The sequence below is a fragment of the Metapseudomonas cellulosilytica genome (assembly GCF_049334135.1).
Classification (GTDB): domain Bacteria; phylum Pseudomonadota; class Gammaproteobacteria; order Pseudomonadales; family Pseudomonadaceae; genus Metapseudomonas.
The window spans coordinates 167,406-184,017 of sequence record NZ_JBHZGN010000003.1 but is presented as its reverse complement, the minus strand read 5'-3'; the positions used below and the strand labels follow the sequence as shown (position 1 = coordinate 184,017).

The following is a 16,612-nucleotide window of genomic DNA, read 5'->3' as shown; positions in this document are numbered from 1 at the left end:
TCGCCCCTTGTGAACCGTGCCGAAGTGGGGTCGCCCTTCAGGGCTTCCCGCCCTCCTCCGACTGCGTCGCCGTCGACTGTGCGGGCGTCTCCGCCGCGGGCTGCTCGGCAGCCTCCTTGGGCTGCGCAGCCTTGACGGGCTCGGCCGGCTTGGCCGGTTCCGGCTCCTTGCCAGGTTCCGCCGGCTTGCTGGCTTCTGCCGGCTTCGTCGCGGCGTCAGCCGGCTGCTTGGCCGTTTCCTTGGCTACCAAGGGCTTGCTGAAGTCGGCGGCCAGGCCCAGGTTAGCCGTGCGCACCGCGCCAACGAAGCCTTGCCAGGGACGGTCGGTGATGCCCACCAGGCCGAAATGGCCGTTCTCGCCGTCCAGCAGGCGGCCGGTAACCGGCTGGTCGAGGTACTGGAACCAGTGGACGCCGACGATCAACGGCTCCTCGGTGGCCTTCTTCAGGAAGGTGGCATAGGCCGGGCCGCGCTCCTCTTCCTTGTAGACCTCGCTCACGCCACCCCAGAACGGCCCGCGGTCACGGGAGCCGAAGTGGAATTCGGTGATCAGCAACGGCTTGTCCAGCTGACGCAGCAGATCCATGTCCAGCCCATGCTGCGGCTCGCGGGTATAGCGGTTGAAGCTGATCACGTCGCAGTACTCGGCACAGGACTCTATGGCCTCGGGCACCGTGACGGCGAAACGGCCGCCCAGCAGCATGTGGTTGGGCGCATGCCACTTCAGCGAGTCGGCGATGGTCTTGAAGTAGGTGTCGGCGTAGAGGCGCTGGAAGCGCTTGAAGTCTTCCTCGATGGCCGGATGCTCAGGGTTCGGCAGTGGCGGCTCGAAGCCCGGGTCCTCCATCAGTTCCCAGGCCTGCAGGTCGATGCCCCAGGCCTTGGACAGGCCCTGCTGATTGCGGTACTTGTCACGCAACTGCTTGAGGAAGGCGCGCTTGGCCGGGACGTCGGTGGTCAGCCGCAGGGTGCCGTAGGCCAGGGCGTAACGGGCCTTCGGGTCTTCGCCGTGGCCGCCCCAGGCCAGCTCGTTGTCGGCGAAGAAGCCCAACAGCCAGGGATCGTCGCGGTGGTCACGGGCGGCGATGGCGATGGCGCGCTCGGCGGCCATGGCGAAACGCGGGTCGAAGGGGTCGGGCATGCCACCCCACCAGTCGAAGCCGGTCTTGATGGTGGCGAAGTCGCCCTGGATCGACAGCGGCAGCGTGTAGGGCATGCGCTTGCTGGTGTTGAACGCCGGGTCACTCCAGTTACCCAGGGTGTTGAAGCCCCAGGCCTTGAGGCGATCCAGACTCTGGCCGACCCAACGCTGCGGGTCGTTGCCACCATAGGTTCGCTCCAGGTTGGCGCCGTAGAAGTCGTACCAGCGGCCCTGGTTGTAGGCACGCCCCTTGTTGGCAGTGGTCCCGTCGCGGTTGTCGCCCTTGCCGAAATGGGTGGCAAGCGGTTCGTTGTCCTTCGGCAGCGCCTTGAACATGGCCTCGCGACCTTCGACATAGGTCTGGCTCAGACCGGGGGTTACCGCGTTGACCCCGAGGGAGAAGAAGGGGTTGCCGTCGGGCGTCACCAGGTACCAGCGACCGCCCCGTTTCTCGGTGCGGAAGAAGCCGCTGGCCTCGAAGGTCTCGCCACCCAGCCAGCCGCCATAGGGGTCCTGCTGCGGCAGCTTGGCGGTCCAGTCGGCGAGCTGTTTCCGCTCCTCCTCTGCGCCCTTCTTCAGTTGCTCGTCGTTCTTCACCTTGCCCGGCCAATCGCCCCGGGCGTACTGGCCATAGGCATCCAGCAGCCCGTCATAGAGGGCGCCCTGCTGGTCATCCTCGACCGTGCCGAAGCGCCCGAGCAGCACGTTCTGGGCTGCGGTCGGCTGGCTCAGGGAGAGGGTGACGGCGGCGACCTTGCTGCGGTCCAGCTCGCCGTTGACCAGGGTCGCCGGCAGCGATCGCTGGCCGTCCCGGGTCCAGGGCACGGGAGGCGCCGCACGCATGCCGTGGGCATTGGGAGAAGTGGCAGCCAGCGGCACCAGCAGCGTCTGCGCCGGGCCGGCCGGCAACGCCACCTGGGTGGTGAGGACTTTGCCATCGGTGCTTTCGATGGCGACATCGAGGGTGATGGCCCAATCCTGCGCGCTCTGGATGCGCAGGCTCATGGCCTCGGCCTTGGACCAGTCCCAGCTGCCGGCCTGAGGAGTCAGGCGCAGGCTGGGCTTTTCGGCCGCGTTGAAGGTGAGCCGGCGGAGGATCTCGCCATTGGCGGTGGTCTCGGCGGTCACGCTCGGCAGGCTGGCGTCCTGGGTGGTCACCTGCACGGCGTCCAGCGGGCGCACGAAATTGAACAAGGTCTCTGCCTGGGCAGCCAGGGGGATTCCCGACATCCCGAGGAGGATGGCCAGGGCAAGGGGGCGTTTTGGTGTCGAAAGCATCGGACCGGGGTTCCCAAGAGAATGCTGTGCATAGACCGCAAAAAGTTCGTATCTCGCCATGGATGCGACGAAACGAAGCGGGACATCGCGAGCGCCGGCGGCGGCGCTCGCAAAAACCCCGGCATCATCGCAGATGGGGGGCGCACAGCGTCAAGGGTGGGTCGCCGGTCAGTCGATCTTGCCCGATCGGCGAACAGGCCCACGCCGTTCTGAACGAGGGCATTCCGACTTCCGGCCGATCATGGGCCTGCTCAGGCGATCTCGCGGCGGAACGGCGGCAGGGCATCCAGGATGGCCCGGCCATAGCGCTGGGTGACCACCCGCCGGTCGAGCAGCGTGATGGTGCCGCGGTCAGCCTCGGTGCGCAAAAGGCGGCCGCAGGCCTGCACCAGCCGGAGGGAGGCGTCCGGCACGGCGATTTCCATGAAGGGGTTGCCGCCGCGGGCTTCGATCCAGTCGGACAGCGCCGCTTCGACCGGGTCGTCCGGCACGGCGAAGGGGATCTTGGCGATCACCACATGCTCGCAATAGGCCCCCGGGAGGTCGACACCCTCGGCGAAGCTGGCCAGGCCGAAGAGCACGCTGGGCTCGCCGTCGTCCACCCGAGCCTTGTGCTTGTTCAGGGTCTCCTGCTTGGACAGGTTGCCCTGGATCAGCACACGCTTACGCCAATCGCGGTCCAGCCCGTCGAACACATCCTGCATCTGCCGACGGGAGGCGAAGAGCACCAGGGTGCCGCGGGCCCCCTCCACCAGCTCCGGAAGATCGCGGATGATGGCGGCGGTGTGGGCGGCGGCGTCGCGCGGGTCGGCCTTGAGGTCGGGCACCCGCAGCAAGCCGGCGTCGGCATGCTGGAAGGGGCTGGGGACCACAGCGGTGACGGCGACCTTCGGCAAACCGGCGCGCATACGGAAACGATCGAACTTGCCGAGAGCGGTGAGGGTGGCGGAAGTCACCAGGGCGCCATAGGCCACGTTCCACAGGTTGCGGCGCAGGGTCTCGGCCGCCAGGATCGGGCTGGCGTTGACCTCGATGTCATGCAGCGCTCCGCTTTCGGCCAGGGTCAGCCAACGGGCCATGGGCGGGCTGTCTTCAGGATCTTCGGCGGTGAAGGCGGTCCACAGCTCCCAGCTGCCCTGGGCGCGGGCCAGCAGGCTGCCGAACAACGGATACCACTCCTCCGCCTGATGGCTGGCGACGCCGATGCCGGCTTCGCCATCCATGGCTTCCTTGAGCAGTTCGGTGAGGCGGGTGAAGACATCGTTGAGCTTCGAGAAACCCTTCTTCAGCTCGATACCCAGCTCGCGCAGGTGCTCCGGCACCACGCCGGCCTCGAACCGGTGGCGCGGGCGGTCGCGCCCTTCCATATCCTCGCCGGCACGGAAATCGGCGATTTCCTCGCAGGCGTTGAACATGAATTGCTGATGGGTACGGAGTTCCCGCGCCAGCTCGGGGACGCCCTCGACCAGGCGGCCGAAATCGCCCGGCAGCGGGTTCTGCGCCAGCAGCTTGGTCAGGTTCTTGGCCACCTGCTCCAGCCAGTCGCCGGTGGAGCGCAGGCGGGTGTAGTGGGCGAAGTGGCCGATGGCCTTGTCCGGCAGGTGGTGGCCTTCGTCGAAGACGTAGAGGGTGTCACGCGGGTCCGGCAGTACGGCACCGCCGCCCAGGGCCAGGTCCGCCAGCACCATGTCATGGTTGGTGACGATGACGTCCACCTTGGTCATGCCTTCGCGTGCCTTGTAGAAGGCGCACTGCTGGAAGTTCGGGCAATGGCGCTTGGTGCACTGGCTGTGGTCGGTGGTGACCCGGGCCCAGTCCTGGTCCTCGATGGCCTCGGGCCAGGAGTCGCGGTCACCATCCCAGCGATTGCCGGCGAGTCGCTCGATCATCTGGTTGAGCAGCTTCTGGCCTTTCTCGTCGACGTCGATCCTGAAGCCTTCATCGGCGAACAGTTGGGCGGTGGCGCTCTGCGCCTGGCCTTCCTGCAGCAGCATGTCGAGCTTGGACAGGCAGAGGTAGCGGCCGCGGCCCTTGGCCAGGGCGAAACTGAAGTTGAGGCCGCTGTTGCGGATCAGGTCCGGCAGATCCTTGTGGACGATCTGCTCCTGCAGGGCCACGGTCGCCGTGGCGATGACCAGGCGTTTGCCGGCCGCCTTGGCCGCGGGAATGGTCGCCAGGCTGTAGGCGACCGTCTTGCCGGTACCGGTGCCCGCCTCCACCGCCACCACGGCCGGCTCACCTTCGCGGTGGCCCTCGTCATCCGTGGGGATGGCCCCCAGCGCCTTGGCCACCTCGGCGATCATCAGGCGTTGGCCATAACGGGCCTTTAGCCCCTTGGCTTCGAGGAAACGGCTGTATGCGCCCTGGATCTGGGACTTGAGTTCGGTGCTGAGCATGGAGACTGACAACGGCGATGCTGGATAAATTTTCAGTACTTTAACAGGGCGGCTATGATAGCGCGCCTTCTTTTCCCCGCCGAATGGAGTTGACCGGATGACTGCCCACGCCGCCCTTTACGCCCTGCACCTGCTGGCCGCCCTGATCTGGGTCGGCGGCATGTTCTTCGCCTGGATGATTCTGCGGCCGGCGGCCGTGACCACACTGGAACCCCCGGCGCGCCTGCGCCTGTGGCTGGAGGTATTCCGCCGCTTCTTCCAGTGGGTCTGGCCGGCGGTGCTGGTGCTGCCCTTCACCGGCGTAGGCATGCTGCACCTGTCGTTCCAGAGCATGGAAGCAGCACCGCGCTATGTGCACATGATGATCGGTCTCTATGTGGCGATGCTCGCCCTCTTCGTGCGGATCAGCGCCCTGCTGCTGCCGCAACTGCGGGCCGCGGTGAGTGCCGAGAACTGGCCGGAGGGCGGCGCGGTGCTGGGCCGCATCCGCCGGGTGGTGGGGTTCAACCTGCTGATCGGCCTGACGCTGGTGACCATTGTCGCCGTCCGCCCGACCTTCTGAGCCGGGCGCGAGCTCGTTCCAATCCGCGGTGCCCCTCTCCTTGAACGGAGAGGGGGACTCACGCCACGCACCCAGGCCCCTGGCTGGCTTGATCCGGCCGGTGCCCCGGCTTACTGGATGCGCACGACCTTGATGCTGCCTGCGCTGCCGGCAGCACCAGGCAGGCCGGGTTGTCCGGCACGTCCGCCCTTGGCGCCATCGGCCTTGTAGACCAGGCAGCCCTTTCCGGCGCCGCCATGGCCACCGGCACCGCCCTCGCCCGCAGCTCCGCCAGCCCCACCTTCGAGGCGAACGCGCACCTGCTCCACCGGGAAGGACTCAGGCACCTCCAGACGAACCTGGCCACCGGCACCACCCGTTGCGCCATTGCCACCGGCTTGGCCATCCCAGCCACGCTCGGCTCGGCCCCAGAGGCATCCAGCCGCATCACCGTCGGCGCCATCCAGCCCGGGATGGCCAGGGGCGCCAATGCCACCGCGCACATCCACGGTCATCTCACTCACCTGGACGTCCATCAGGCGCAGCTGCAGGTCGCGGCCGGCGGTGGCCGGCCTGCTCATGCTGCCCGCCGAGCCCGATGCGGTGATATGGCTGCCGGTGCCAATTTCGCCCCGTGCGACTTCCAGGCGGAATCCCTGCTCGGATGGTGCAATACCCAGTCGCGCCTCGCGCCCCATGCGCAATTCACCGATACGCAACTCGGTGACGCCGGCTGGAATCAGCAGGGTGGCAAAGTCGGCCACCTCGACCTGGTCGAGGCTGAGGCTGCCGGTGCGCGGCGGCAGCTTGAGGAAGTTGTGGGCATCCACCTTCACCTTGCCCTGTGCCAGGACGACGGGGGCGATCAGCGCGGCCAGCAGGCAGAGCTTACGCATGGCCAGTCCCCTTGGCGCCGTGACGCGGGATGCTGAGCAGATGGAAGACACCGAACAGCAGCAACTGCAGGCGATCCAGCCAGGGCCGGGCACGCGTGCGCAGCAGCGAGTTGAACAGGAAGATTTCCACCAGGTGCACCAGGATCAGCAGAATGCCGGCGCCGTTGAGCAGCAACTGGAATGGTTGGGTGAAAGGTGAAACGAGGTTGGCGATCACCACCAGCCAGAACAACAGGGCAATGACCTTGCCCAGCCCCATGAATACGCGCATGCCTCCCCTCCTGGCATTTTTTAGTTTTGCGGAACATACGCCGATGCCCGGCGGCGCACCAGAGCGTCGCCGGGAAAAGCGCGGGGCCGGGGCCAGCCCCCGGGACCTGGTACAGGGAGTCGTTCAGCGATCGACGTGAAGCTCGACCCGCCGATTGCGCGCCCGGCCTTCGTCGCTGCCGTTGTCCGCCACCGGCTGGCGCTCGCCCATGCCTTCGGTGGTGAGCTTGTCAGCCGGCACGCCCTGGCTCGCCAGGAAGTCGGCCACACTCCGCGCGCGGCGCTCGGACAGCCCCTGGTTGTAGGTATCCGAGCCGGCGCTGTCGGTGTGGCCGACCACCTTGACGCCGACCAGGTTCGCGCTGGTCAGGCGATTGGCGATGCCCGCCAATTGATCCCGGGCCGAGGCGGTGAGCTCGGCAGAATCGAAATCGAAGAGGACGTTGCCCATATCGCTCAGCACTATCACCTCATCCTGGGCCGGCGGCACCTCGGCCGGGGACTGGGGATACGTGCGTTCCGGGCACCCATTGACGCTGACCGGCATGTTCGGTGGCGTGTTGGGACAGCTGTCGCGACGGTCGAAGACCCCGTCGCCATCGGCATCGCCATCCTGGGCATAGCAGATGAGGCCGCCGGCTATGGCACCGGCCGCAGCGCCGCCGGCCGCCCAGGCCGAGCTTTCGATGGCGCCCAGCCCGCCGCCGACGAGACCGCCGACCAGGCTGCAGACAGGCCAATTCCCCTGGTTCACCACCGCCCCGCCATCGCTGGAGGTGGAAGCGCAACCGGAGAGGAAACCGCAGGCCAGAAGAAGAGCAAGCGCAACCCGGTAAAGGTAGTCGCTCATGATGGGGGTCTCCTGTGCCACCGGCCAGGCCGGTAACACAGGAGTAAAGACCCGGAGCCCCCGGGGCACAAGGCGTGCACCGGGGTTGGTCGGAGTGTCAGCGGTCGATCTGGATTTCCACGCGACGGTTCATCGCACGGCCGTCCTTGGTGGCGTTGTCGGCCACCGGCTGGGTTTCACCCGCACCGACGACACCGACGATGCTGGAGGCCGGGATGCCGCTGCGTACCAGGTAGTCGGCCACTGCCTGGGCACGACGTTCCGAGAGTTTCTGGTTGTAGGCGTCCTTACCGACACTGTCGGTATGGCCGGTGATGGTCAGCTTGGCGTCCGGTGCTTCGTTCTTCAGGCGGCTGACGACGGTATCCAGCTTGGCTTCATCGGCTGGATCGAGCTTCGAAGAGTCGAATCCGAACAGCAGATCGCGAACGACGATGGTTTCGTGTTCGACCACGACCACTTCCTCGGCCACCGGTTCTTCCTTCGGCGGGCAACCATCGGCGTCCACACGTGTGCCGGGCGGAGTGCCAGGGCACTTGTCACGGCTATCGGGCACGCCATCGCCATCTTCGTCGCCATCGCCGTGCACCCAGCAGTAGGCTGCCGCCGTGCCGGCGCCGATCAGGGCACCCCAGCCGGCGTAAGTACTGCTTTCAATCGCGCCCAGTCCCGCACCTACCACACCCCCTACTGCTGCACACTTGGGCCAGTCGGTTTTCTGCAGGCCGGCGCAGCCGGTCAGCATGCTGGTCGCTAGTACAAGGGGTAAAGCTGTCCGTGTAATGCTCATAAGCAGGTCTCCTCTTAGAATCGGCCCATACCGACACCTACGGAGTAAAGACGCCAGCCCTAAAAACCGCCAGCACTAGGCCACGACCCGCCTTCAGGCTAGTCTTGCCCTACCTGCTCGAGGATTTTCGATGACTGACAGTTTTTCTTCCCGCACGCCCCAGCAAGCCCTCGCTGCCCTGCTCGAACGCTATGCCCCCAAGAGCCTGTTGCTGGTCGGCAACAGTCCGCTTCCGGCGCTCGAAGCATTCGCCTCCGCCCACCCGGACAGCCAGCTGGTGCAGGTGCCGGCCGGCCCCCTGCCGGCGGAGCAGGCTGCGCGCCGCTTCGATCTCGCCCTGCTCGCGGACTGCCTGGAACACCTGCCCAAGCGCGACGGCCTGCAATTGCTGGGCGGCATCCGCAATCTCAATGCCAGCCGCGTAGCAGTATTGGCGGACCTCGGCGCCTGCGGCTGGAAGGACACCGACTTCTTCGCCCTGGCCCTGCAGGCCAGCGAACGTTTCCGGCGGGAGCAGCAGACCCTGACCCTGTTCACCTACGACCTGCGCGAATACAAGCAGGTCCCCGACTGGCTGAACGCCAAGTTCTGGGCCAACCCGGAAAACTTCGGCAAGTACTGGTGGTAAGCCATGAGCACAGCGATCTGTCCCTGCGGTAGCGGCGACCTGCTCGAGGTCTGCTGTGGCCGCCATCACGCCGGCCACCCCGCCGCCAGCGCCGAGGCGCTGATGCGTTCGCGCTACAGCGCCTATGTGCTGGGCCTGGTGGACTACCTGGTGGAAACCACCCTTCCCGCCCAGCGCGCCGGCCTCGACCTGGAGGCGATCCGCGCCTGGAGCCTTTCCAGCACCTGGCTCGGCCTCGAAGTGGAAGACCATGAACTGCTGGGCGGCCAGCCCGAGCACGCCTTCGTCACCTTCACCGCGCGCTGGCATGACCAGGGTGGCGAACACAGTCACCGCGAACGCTCGGCCTTCGTCCAGGCGGACGGTCGCTGGTATTTCCTCGACCCGACCGTGCCGGTCAAGGCCGGACGCAATGATTCCTGCCCCTGCGGAAGCGGGCAGAAGTTCAAGAAATGCTGTTCGAGCTACTTCTGAGACGCTGACGAAGAAAGGCCCGCATGATGCGGGCCTCTTTCGGGCTACTTGCGCTCTTCCAGGCGCAGATGGGATGTATCGGGCGGCGGTGCGGCCGGAGCGGTCTTGGCCTGGCCCATGTCGCTGCCGGCTGGCGCCACGCTGAGGCTGGAGAAATCGAAGCTTGGCGGCGGGGTCTGCGGCTTGGCGTCCTGCAGGTCAGCACCGACGGGAGCGATACCGAAGTCAGGGGCGTCCACGCCGACGAAAGCGGCCATGTATTCATCACGCGGCACCACCTTCAGGCGGCCAGGAACCGGTCCCTGCGCCTCAGCGACTGCGCGACCTCGTTCGTAGGACGCGTCCGGCTCAGGCGGTGGCGCCAGCTCCACTTCCTCGATCTCCGGCTCCATGGACAGCACCTCGACCAGCGCGCCAGCGCGCTCCAGGGCCGAGCGGTATTTCTCCGCGGCGGCTTCATCCAGGTTGTTCTTGAGGATCACGCGCCGTCCGGAGAACAGCAGGGCAATCCGCTGGGCATCGGCCTGGAACAGCTTGGCCAGGTTGGCCTGTACCAGCTCCAGCTGCGCCCCGGGGACCAGCTTGCCGGAGAAGGCGATCTCGTAACGACCCATTGTTGGTCACACTCCTGTCCGAATCGCCCTGCAGTATGGCGCAGCTTTTTTTCGGCCGACAACAGGTTGCGGCCGAGCAGTTGCTTGTTACACTGGAGCCTCACTCGGAGTAATGCAATGTTTTACCAGGCGCAAACGATAAGAATTCTCAGCCTACTGTTTTTCTTCGCCCTCCCTTTTTTGGGCCTCAGTGGATGCTCCACCTGGTTCAGCGGCAGCTTCCAGGACCCCGACGTGCGCCTGATCAAGGTGGACGTGGTGCGCGCCAAACTGCTGGAGCAACAGTTCGTGCTACGTTTTCGCATCGACAATCCCAATGACGTCAGCCTGCCGGTGCGCGGGCTGGTCTATACCGTGCACCTCAATGACGTGAAACTCGCCTCGGGCGAGTCGAGCACCTGGTTCACCGTTCCCGCCCATGGCAGCCAGACCTTCGAAGTACCGGTGCGCACCAATCTCTGGCGGCACATGAAGTACATCGTCAAGCTCCTGGAAAAACCCTACGAGCCCATCAAGTACCGCTTGCAGGGCGAAGTGAAGACCGGGCTGATGTTCGGCAAGAGCGTGCACCTCAGCCGCAATGGCGAGATAATCCCCGGCAGTTACATCCCGGAGTAGAACCTTCATGAGTCAAGAACCCCACGTCCATGGTCCGAACTGCAACCACGACCATGACCATGACCACGATCACCACCACGTGCACGGCCCACACTGCAACCATGGTCCCCAGGAGCCGGTGCGCAACCCGCTGAAGGAAGTGGGTCGCAACGATCCCTGCCCCTGCGGCAGCCAGAAGAAATTCAAGAAGTGCCACGGCGCCTGACACCGGCGTTCTTTTCCAGGCCCGCCTCGTGCGGGCCTGTTCGTTTCAGGAACGTGCAATATCCCTTGGAGTCTTCCAGATGATCGACCTCTATTACTGGACCACCCCCAACGGCCACAAGGTCACCCTGTTCCTCGAAGAATCCGGCCTGCCCTATCGCCTCCACCCGATCAACATCAACAAGGACGAGCAGTTCCAGCCGCACTTCCTGAAGATCTCGCCGAACAACCGCATCCCCGCCATCGTCGACCAGGAGCCTGCCGACGGCGGTGAACCCCTGTCGCTGTTCGAATCCGGCGCCATTCTGCTCTACCTGGCCGAGAAAACCGGGCGCTTCATCCCGCAGGATCTGCGCGGCCGCCAGGATTGCCTGCAATGGCTGTTCTGGCAGATGGGCGGCCTCGGCCCGATGGCCGGGCAGAACCACCACTTCAATCGCTTCGCGCCGGAGAAATTGCCCTACGCCATACAACGCTACGTCAAGGAAACGGCGCGCCTCTACGGCGTGCTGGACAAGCGCCTGGCCGATCGCGCCTTCGTGGCCGGCAGCGAGTACAGCATCGCCGACATGGCCATCTACCCCTGGATCGACCGTCACCCCTGGCAGGAGCAGGACCTGGACGACTTTCCCAACCTCAAGCGTTGGTACCAGGACATCAAGGCCCGCCCAGCCACCGCGCGCGCCTATGCCCTGGTGGAACAGGTGAACCCCGCCGCCGTGAAAAAGTAGCCCGGACGGCGCTTGCGCGGCGCGGGACGGCTCACTAACGTAGCGCGTTTTATCCGATGCCCTCTCGAGGAGAGCCTGCTCCATGGCTTCGCCAGCCCCCAAGCGCTTCCTTCCCCGGTTCTGCGTTGCCGCCGCCGCTGGCGCCATGATCGGCCTCAGCGGCTGCCAGTCCTGGCTGGACAGCCGCTATTCCAGCAGCCTGCCACCCACCTCCGGCTTCCAGCCGGTCAAGGGTCTGGCGCAGAGCGTGTCGATCCGCCGCAACCCGCTGGGCATGCCGCTGATCGAAACCACCACGTTCCACGACGCCCTGTTCACCCTCGGCTACGTCCACGCCTCCGACCGCCTCAGCCAGATGGTCGGCCTGCGCCTGATGGCCGAAGGCCGCCTGGCCGAGATGGCCGGCCCCGGCGTGTTGGAAATCGACCGTTTCATGCGCGCGGTGAACCTGCGCAAGAGCGCCGACATCCTCTACAAAAACGCCTCGCCGCGCCTGAAGGAGTTCTTCGCGGTCTACGCCCGTGGCGTCAACGCCTACCTCTACCGCTACCGCGACAAGCTGCCGATGGACCTGGCCGAGGCCGGCTACACGCCCGCCTACTGGAAGCCGGAAGACTCGGTGCTGGTATTCACCCTGCTGAACTTCGGCCTGGCGGTGAACCTGCAGGAAGAGATCGCCTCCCTGGTCCTGGCCCAGAAGGTCGGCGCGGACAAGCTGGCCTGGCTGACCCCCATCTACCCGGATGAGCCACTGCCCTTCGAGGAAACCGAGAAGCTCAAGGGCCTGCAACTGGGCGGGCAGATTCCGGGCCTCACGGCGCTGAACGACGCTGCGGGGCAGATCGCCGCGCTCAACATGCTCGGCGTCGCCGCCTCCAACAACTGGGCCATCGCGCCGCAGAAGAGCCGTACCGGCCGCAGCATCCTGGCCAACGACACCCACCTGCCCATCGCCATGCCCTCGGTGTGGAACTTCGTGCAGATCCGCTCGCCGAAATTCCAGGCCGCGGGCGTCTCCATCGCCGGCGTACCGGCCGTGGTCGCAGGTTTCAACGGCAAGCTCGCCTGGGGCATGACCATGGTCATGGGCGACAACCAGGACCTGTTCCTGGAGAAGATCAAGCGTGAAGGCAGCAGCCTCTACTACCAGGCCGATGGCAAGTGGGTACCGGCCAGCCAGCGGATGGAAACCTTCATCATCAAGGGCGAGCGTCCGGTGCGCGAGGTGATCTACGAGACCCGCCACGGCCCGCTGTTGAACTCCGTCCTCGGCCAGCGCAAGCACCCGCTGCAACCATTGGAGCTCGAGAGCGGCTACGGCATCGCCCTGCAGACCAGCCAGTTCGAGGCGGACCAGTCCCTGGACGCCTTCTTCGCCCTGTCCCGCGCCCAGTCGGTGGAACAGGCCCACGAGGCCACTCGCGAGATCCGCGCCGTGGGCCTGAACATCCTCTACGCCGATGCCAAACACATCGCCTGGCAGGTCACCGGCCGCTACCCCAACCGTCGCGAAGGCCGCGGCCTGCTGCCTTCCCCCGGCTGGGACGGCCGCTATGACTGGGACGGCTACGCCGACCCCATGCTCCACCCCTATGACCAGGACCCGGCCCAGGGCTGGCTCGGCACTGCCAACCACCGCACCGTGCAAGGCGGCTATGGCGTGCAGTTGTCCAACTCCTGGTACTACCCGGAGCGCGCCGAACGCATTGCGGAGCTGGCCGGCGGCAGCGGCAAGCATGACTGGCAGAGCATGATCGCCATGCAGTACGACCAGACCAGCCCCTTCCCGGCCAAGCTCAAGACCATGCTGCAGGACCCGGGCATGGCCCAGCCGCTCAAGCAGGCCATCAATGCCCTGCCTCCGGCCGACCGTGCCAAGGCGCAAGAGGGCCTCGACCGCCTGCTGGCCTTCGACGGCCGCCTCAGCCCCACCTCGGCGGACGCCGCCTACTATGGCGCCTTCCTCCACGAAAGCGCGCGGCAGATCTTCCTCGACGAACTGGGCCCGGAAACCAGCCCGGCCTGGCGTGCCCTGGTGCAGACTGCCGACCTCTCCTATTCAGCCCAGGCCGACCACCTGCTGGGCCGCGTCGACAGTCCCTTCTGGGACGACGTGAAGACTCCGCAGAAGGAAGACAAGCCGGCCATCCTCGCCCGCAGCCTGGCTGCCGCCGTCAGCTTCGCCGAAGGCCGCCTGGGTGCCGACCGCAAGGCCTGGCAGTGGGGCAAGCTGCACAGCTACGAGTGGGTCACCGAGAGCACCCAGCTGGCGCCCTACATGAGTGCCAGCCAGCGCACCGGTCTCAATGCGCTGAAGGGCTACCTGGACCGTGGCCCCTACCCGGCCGGCGGCGACCACAGCACCCTCAACGTCTCGGCTTACCACTGGGGGCAGGACTTCAACACCTGGCTGATCCCGGCCATGCGCATCGTCGTCGACTTCGGCCAGCCCGAACCCATGATCGGCATGAACAGCACCGGCCAGTCCGGCAACCCGGCCAGCCCGCACTACGCCGATGGCATCGACGCCTGGCTCAAGGCGCGCTACATGAAGTTCCCCTTCCAGGGGCAGAACCTCGACTCCATCTACGGCACCAAGCGCCTCATGCTGACGCCGCAAAAATGACCCCCAGGCGGCGGAACTTCCCGCCGCCCCACCGTTCTGATCCAGTGGACTTACTCCATAGATCACATTTCAAGGCGCCCCTGGGCGCCTTTTCTTTTGCCCGCTTGCCGGCACGGAGCTGCTTTTCCTGTGGGGGCGAATTCATTCGCCAAGGGACGCGCAGCGTCCCCCCTGGCCGGAACTGCGATCCGGTTGGCGAATGAATTCGCCCCTACAAGGTTCAGCCGATTCGGGCCGTCTTGCACCGCCCGGCCCCTTGTCGCATCCTGCCCCTCCCTATCGGCTGATTGGAGCCTCGAGAACCGACCATGCCCGACAGCGCCTTTTCCGGCCGCATCATCCAGAACCTGCTGGACACCGACTTCTACAAGCTGACCATGATGCAGGCAGTGCTGCACAACTATCCCAACGCCGAAGTCGAATGGGAGTTCCGCTGCCGCAACGATGAAGACCTGACGCCCTACCTCGCGGAAATCCGCTACCAGATCGAGCAACTGGCGGACATCTCCATCACCCCCGACCAGCTCAACTTCCTCGAGCGCATCCCCTTCATCAAGCCGGACTTCACCCGCTTCCTCAGCCTGTTCCGCTTCAACCTGCGCTACCTCCAGCTGGGCATCGATGACGGGCAGCTCTGCGTGCGCCTGCGGGGTCCCTGGCTGCACGTGATCCTCTTCGAGATTCCTTTGCTGGCCATCATCAGCGAGGTGCGCAACCGCTACCGCTATCGCGATATCAAGCTGATCCAGGCCCGCGAGCAGCTCTACCGCAAGCTTGACTGGCTGCGCGCCAACGCCAGCGACGAAGAGCTGGAAGGCTTCCAACTGGCCGACTTCGGTACCCGCCGACGCTTCTCCTACAAGGTTCAGGAAGAAGTGGTGCATATCCTCAAGCGCGACTTCCCCGGCCGCTTCGTCGGCACCAGCAACGTGCACCTGGCCCGCGAGTACGACATCAAGCCCATCGGCACCATGGCCCACGAATGGCTGATGGCCCACCAGCAGCTCGGCCCGCGCCTGATCGACAGCCAGATCGCCGCCCTCGACTGCTGGGTGCGCGAGTACCGGGGCCTGCTGGGCATCGCCCTCACCGACTGCATCACCATGCAGGCCTTCCTCAACGACTTCGACCTGTACTTCGCGAAGCTTTTCGACGGCCTGCGCCACGACTCCGGCGACCCGCTGCAGTGGGCGGAGAAAGCCATCGCCCATTACGAGAAGCTGGGCATAGACCCGCAGACCAAGACCCTCGTATTCTCCGACGGCCTCGATCTGCCCCGCGCCATGGCCCTCTACCGTGCCCTGCGCGGGCGCATCCACGTCAGCTTCGGCATAGGCACCAACCTGACCTGCGACATTCCCGGCGTCGAGCCCATGAACATCGTGATCAAGATGACCGGCTGCAATGGCCAGCCGGTGGCGAAAATCTCCGATGTGCCGGGCAAAACCCAATGCCGCGACGAAAACTTCGTCACCTACCTGAAACACGTTTTCCGCGTCACCGACGCCCAGTAAAGGACTCCGCACATGAGCAATCGCCAGCAAGAAATCGCCAAGGCCCTGGACGTCGTCCCGCCCTTCGCCGACGAAGCCGCCCTGGTGGCCGAAGTCGAGCGGCGCAAGGCGTTCATCAAGGACTGCCTGCGCAAGTCCGGCCTCAAGGTCCTGGTGCTCGGCATCAGCGGCGGCGTCGACTCCACCACCGCCGGCCGCCTGGCCCAGCTCTCGGTGGAGGAACTGCGCGCCGAGACCGGTGATGCCGGCTACCGCTTCATCGCCGTGCGCCTGCCCTACAACGTCCAGCACGACGAGGCGGACGCCCAGGTGGCGATGAACTTCATCGACGCCGACGAAGAAGAGACCGTGAACATCGCCGACAGCGTGATCGGCCTGGCCGAGCAGGTCACCCACCTGAACAACCTCACCGACGCCCGCCGCGACTTCGTCGCCGGCAACATCAAGGCGCGCATCCGCATGGTGGCCCAGTTCGCCATCGCCAATGCCAACAATGGCCTGGTGATCGGCACCGACCACGCCGCCGAAGCGGTGATGGGCTTCTTCACCAAGTTCGGCGACGGCGCCTGCGACCTGGCCCCGCTCTCCGGCCTGGTGAAGAACCAGGTGCGCGCCATCGCCCGCTACCTCGGCGCCCCGGACAGCGCCGTGCACAAGGTGCCCACCGCCGACCTGGAAGAGCTGCGCCCCGGCAAGCCCGACGAGGAAGCCCACGGCGTCACCTACGTCGAGATCGACGCCTTCCTCCACGGCCAGGAAGTCAGCCCGGAGGCCTATGCGATCATCGTGCGTACCTACGACAACAGCCAGCACAAGCGCGACCTACCGCTGGTGCCCTGAACCCGGCGAGGCCTTCCCTGTAGGGTGGACCACGCTTTTCGGTCCACCATTCAGGGTGTGCCTGGCACCCATGGTGGACAGAAGTGCGCTGTCCACCCTACGAAACTGAATCACTCATTCGTAGGGTGGGCTTCAGCCCACCGATACCCCATCCACCAGGCACAAAAAAGCCGGGCAATCGCCCGGCTTCTTCATTGCCGC

At 65.8% G+C, this 16,612-nt stretch carries 16 protein-coding genes; 9 read left to right on the top strand and 7 right to left on the bottom strand.

Annotated features, from left to right (window positions below):
• Positions 1-37 precede the first annotated feature (37 nt).
• Together ACFW0H_RS05100 and dinG are read right to left on the bottom strand one after the other, a co-directional pair.
• Positions 38-2,419, bottom strand: coding sequence for a beta-galactosidase (locus ACFW0H_RS05100; RefSeq protein WP_422912812.1), 2,382 nt, complete (start codon positions 2,417-2,419; stop codon positions 38-40).
• Positions 2,420-2,670: 251 nt separating this feature from the next.
• The gene (gene dinG, locus ACFW0H_RS05095; protein ID WP_422912811.1) at positions 2,671-4,815 is read right to left on the bottom strand and encodes an ATP-dependent DNA helicase DinG; all 2,145 of its coding nucleotides are present in this window, start codon (positions 4,813-4,815) and stop codon (positions 2,671-2,673) included.
• A gap of 97 nt (positions 4,816-4,912) precedes the next feature.
• Between dinG and ACFW0H_RS05090 the strand changes: the two genes are divergently transcribed.
• Positions 4,913-5,377: a CopD family protein gene (locus ACFW0H_RS05090; protein ID WP_422912810.1), complete on the top strand. Its 465-nt coding sequence runs from the start codon at positions 4,913-4,915 to the stop codon at positions 5,375-5,377.
• Positions 5,378-5,487: 110 nt separating this feature from the next.
• Here the strand turns inward: ACFW0H_RS05090 and ACFW0H_RS05085 are convergent, their stop codons facing one another.
• The 4 genes from ACFW0H_RS05085 to ACFW0H_RS05070 all read right to left on the bottom strand — a co-directional run bounded on the left by ACFW0H_RS05085 (position 5,488) and on the right by ACFW0H_RS05070 (position 8,162).
• Positions 5,488-6,252 carry a collagen-like protein gene (locus ACFW0H_RS05085; RefSeq protein ID WP_422912809.1) on the bottom strand — a complete coding sequence of 255 codons (765 nt, stop codon included), beginning with the start codon at positions 6,250-6,252 and terminating at the stop codon, positions 5,488-5,490.
• Positions 6,245-6,523, bottom strand: coding sequence for a DUF1145 domain-containing protein (locus ACFW0H_RS05080; RefSeq protein WP_422912808.1), 279 nt, complete (start codon positions 6,521-6,523; stop codon positions 6,245-6,247). The genes ACFW0H_RS05085 and ACFW0H_RS05080 overlap by 8 nt, the downstream gene beginning before the upstream one ends.
• A gap of 123 nt (positions 6,524-6,646) precedes the next feature.
• Complete coding sequence (locus ACFW0H_RS05075) at positions 6,647-7,372, bottom strand: OmpA family protein (protein ID WP_422912807.1); 726 nt, start codon at positions 7,370-7,372, stop codon at positions 6,647-6,649.
• Between the two features lie 97 nt (positions 7,373-7,469).
• A complete protein-coding gene (locus ACFW0H_RS05070; RefSeq protein ID WP_422912806.1) occupies positions 7,470-8,162 on the bottom strand; it encodes an OmpA family protein in 693 nt (230 codons plus the stop codon).
• Positions 8,163-8,292: 130 nt separating this feature from the next.
• Between ACFW0H_RS05070 and ACFW0H_RS05065 the strand changes: the two genes are divergently transcribed.
• Both ACFW0H_RS05065 and ACFW0H_RS05060 read left to right on the top strand, forming a co-directional pair.
• Entirely contained in the window at positions 8,293-8,790 is a 498-nt protein-coding gene (locus ACFW0H_RS05065; protein ID WP_422912805.1) for a DUF6231 family protein, read from the top strand.
• Between the two features lie 3 nt (positions 8,791-8,793).
• Positions 8,794-9,264 carry a YchJ family protein gene (locus ACFW0H_RS05060; RefSeq protein ID WP_422912804.1) on the top strand — a complete coding sequence of 157 codons (471 nt, stop codon included), beginning with the start codon at positions 8,794-8,796 and terminating at the stop codon, positions 9,262-9,264.
• A gap of 44 nt (positions 9,265-9,308) precedes the next feature.
• Here the strand turns inward: ACFW0H_RS05060 and ACFW0H_RS05055 are convergent, their stop codons facing one another.
• Positions 9,309-9,878, bottom strand: a complete 570-nt coding sequence (locus tag ACFW0H_RS05055) for a hypothetical protein (RefSeq protein WP_422912803.1) — start codon at positions 9,876-9,878, stop codon at positions 9,309-9,311.
• Positions 9,879-9,995: 117 nt separating this feature from the next.
• Here ACFW0H_RS05055 and ACFW0H_RS05050 point away from each other — a divergent pair, with 117 nt between their 5' ends.
• The 6 genes from ACFW0H_RS05050 (at position 9,996) to nadE (ending at position 16,411) form a co-directional block, all read left to right on the top strand.
• On the top strand, positions 9,996-10,496 hold the full coding sequence (locus tag ACFW0H_RS05050) for an LEA/WHy family protein (protein ID WP_422912802.1): 501 nt from the start codon (positions 9,996-9,998) through the stop codon (positions 10,494-10,496).
• 7 nt (positions 10,497-10,503) lie between these two features.
• Entirely contained in the window at positions 10,504-10,701 is a 198-nt protein-coding gene (locus ACFW0H_RS05045; RefSeq protein WP_422912801.1) for an SEC-C metal-binding domain-containing protein, read from the top strand.
• A 79-nt stretch (positions 10,702-10,780) separates the two neighbouring features.
• On the top strand, positions 10,781-11,431 hold the full coding sequence (locus ACFW0H_RS05040) for a glutathione binding-like protein (RefSeq protein WP_422912800.1): 651 nt from the start codon (positions 10,781-10,783) through the stop codon (positions 11,429-11,431).
• Positions 11,432-11,513: 82 nt separating this feature from the next.
• Complete coding sequence (locus tag ACFW0H_RS05035) at positions 11,514-14,057, top strand: penicillin acylase family protein (RefSeq protein ID WP_422912799.1); 2,544 nt, start codon at positions 11,514-11,516, stop codon at positions 14,055-14,057.
• Between the two features lie 308 nt (positions 14,058-14,365).
• Complete coding sequence (pncB, locus tag ACFW0H_RS05030; RefSeq protein ID WP_422912798.1) at positions 14,366-15,571, top strand: nicotinate phosphoribosyltransferase; 1,206 nt, start codon at positions 14,366-14,368, stop codon at positions 15,569-15,571.
• 12 nt (positions 15,572-15,583) lie between these two features.
• A complete protein-coding gene (nadE, locus tag ACFW0H_RS05025) occupies positions 15,584-16,411 on the top strand; it encodes an ammonia-dependent NAD(+) synthetase (protein WP_422912797.1) in 828 nt (275 codons plus the stop codon).
• The last annotated feature ends 201 nt before the right edge of the window (positions 16,412-16,612 follow it).

Bases quoted from the DNA above. Each gene is read 5' to 3' on its own strand.
- ACFW0H_RS05100 (WP_422912812.1), bottom strand. From the start codon at position 2,419: ATGCTTTCGACACCAAAACGCCCCCTTGCCCTGGCCATCCTCCTCGGG.
- ACFW0H_RS05050 (WP_422912802.1), top strand. From the start codon at position 9,996: ATGTTTTACCAGGCGCAAACGATAAGAATTCTCAGCCTACTGTTTTTC.
- ACFW0H_RS05055 (WP_422912803.1), bottom strand. From the start codon at position 9,878: ATGGGTCGTTACGAGATCGCCTTCTCCGGCAAGCTGGTCCCCGGGGCG.
- ACFW0H_RS05065 (WP_422912805.1), top strand. From the start codon at position 8,293: ATGACTGACAGTTTTTCTTCCCGCACGCCCCAGCAAGCCCTCGCTGCC.
- ACFW0H_RS05040 (WP_422912800.1), top strand. From the start codon at position 10,781: ATGATCGACCTCTATTACTGGACCACCCCCAACGGCCACAAGGTCACC.
- ACFW0H_RS05070 (WP_422912806.1), bottom strand. From the start codon at position 8,162: ATGAGCATTACACGGACAGCTTTACCCCTTGTACTAGCGACCAGCATG.
- pncB (WP_422912798.1), top strand. From the start codon at position 14,366: ATGCCCGACAGCGCCTTTTCCGGCCGCATCATCCAGAACCTGCTGGAC.
- ACFW0H_RS05085 (WP_422912809.1), bottom strand. From the start codon at position 6,252: ATGCGTAAGCTCTGCCTGCTGGCCGCGCTGATCGCCCCCGTCGTCCTG.
- ACFW0H_RS05075 (WP_422912807.1), bottom strand. From the start codon at position 7,372: ATGAGCGACTACCTTTACCGGGTTGCGCTTGCTCTTCTTCTGGCCTGC.
- ACFW0H_RS05080 (WP_422912808.1), bottom strand. From the start codon at position 6,523: ATGCGCGTATTCATGGGGCTGGGCAAGGTCATTGCCCTGTTGTTCTGG.
- nadE (WP_422912797.1), top strand. From the start codon at position 15,584: ATGAGCAATCGCCAGCAAGAAATCGCCAAGGCCCTGGACGTCGTCCCG.
- ACFW0H_RS05035 (WP_422912799.1), top strand. From the start codon at position 11,514: ATGGCTTCGCCAGCCCCCAAGCGCTTCCTTCCCCGGTTCTGCGTTGCC.
- ACFW0H_RS05090 (WP_422912810.1), top strand. From the start codon at position 4,913: ATGACTGCCCACGCCGCCCTTTACGCCCTGCACCTGCTGGCCGCCCTG.
- ACFW0H_RS05060 (WP_422912804.1), top strand. From the start codon at position 8,794: ATGAGCACAGCGATCTGTCCCTGCGGTAGCGGCGACCTGCTCGAGGTC.
- ACFW0H_RS05045 (WP_422912801.1), top strand. From the start codon at position 10,504: ATGAGTCAAGAACCCCACGTCCATGGTCCGAACTGCAACCACGACCAT.
- dinG (WP_422912811.1), bottom strand. From the start codon at position 4,815: ATGCTCAGCACCGAACTCAAGTCCCAGATCCAGGGCGCATACAGCCGT.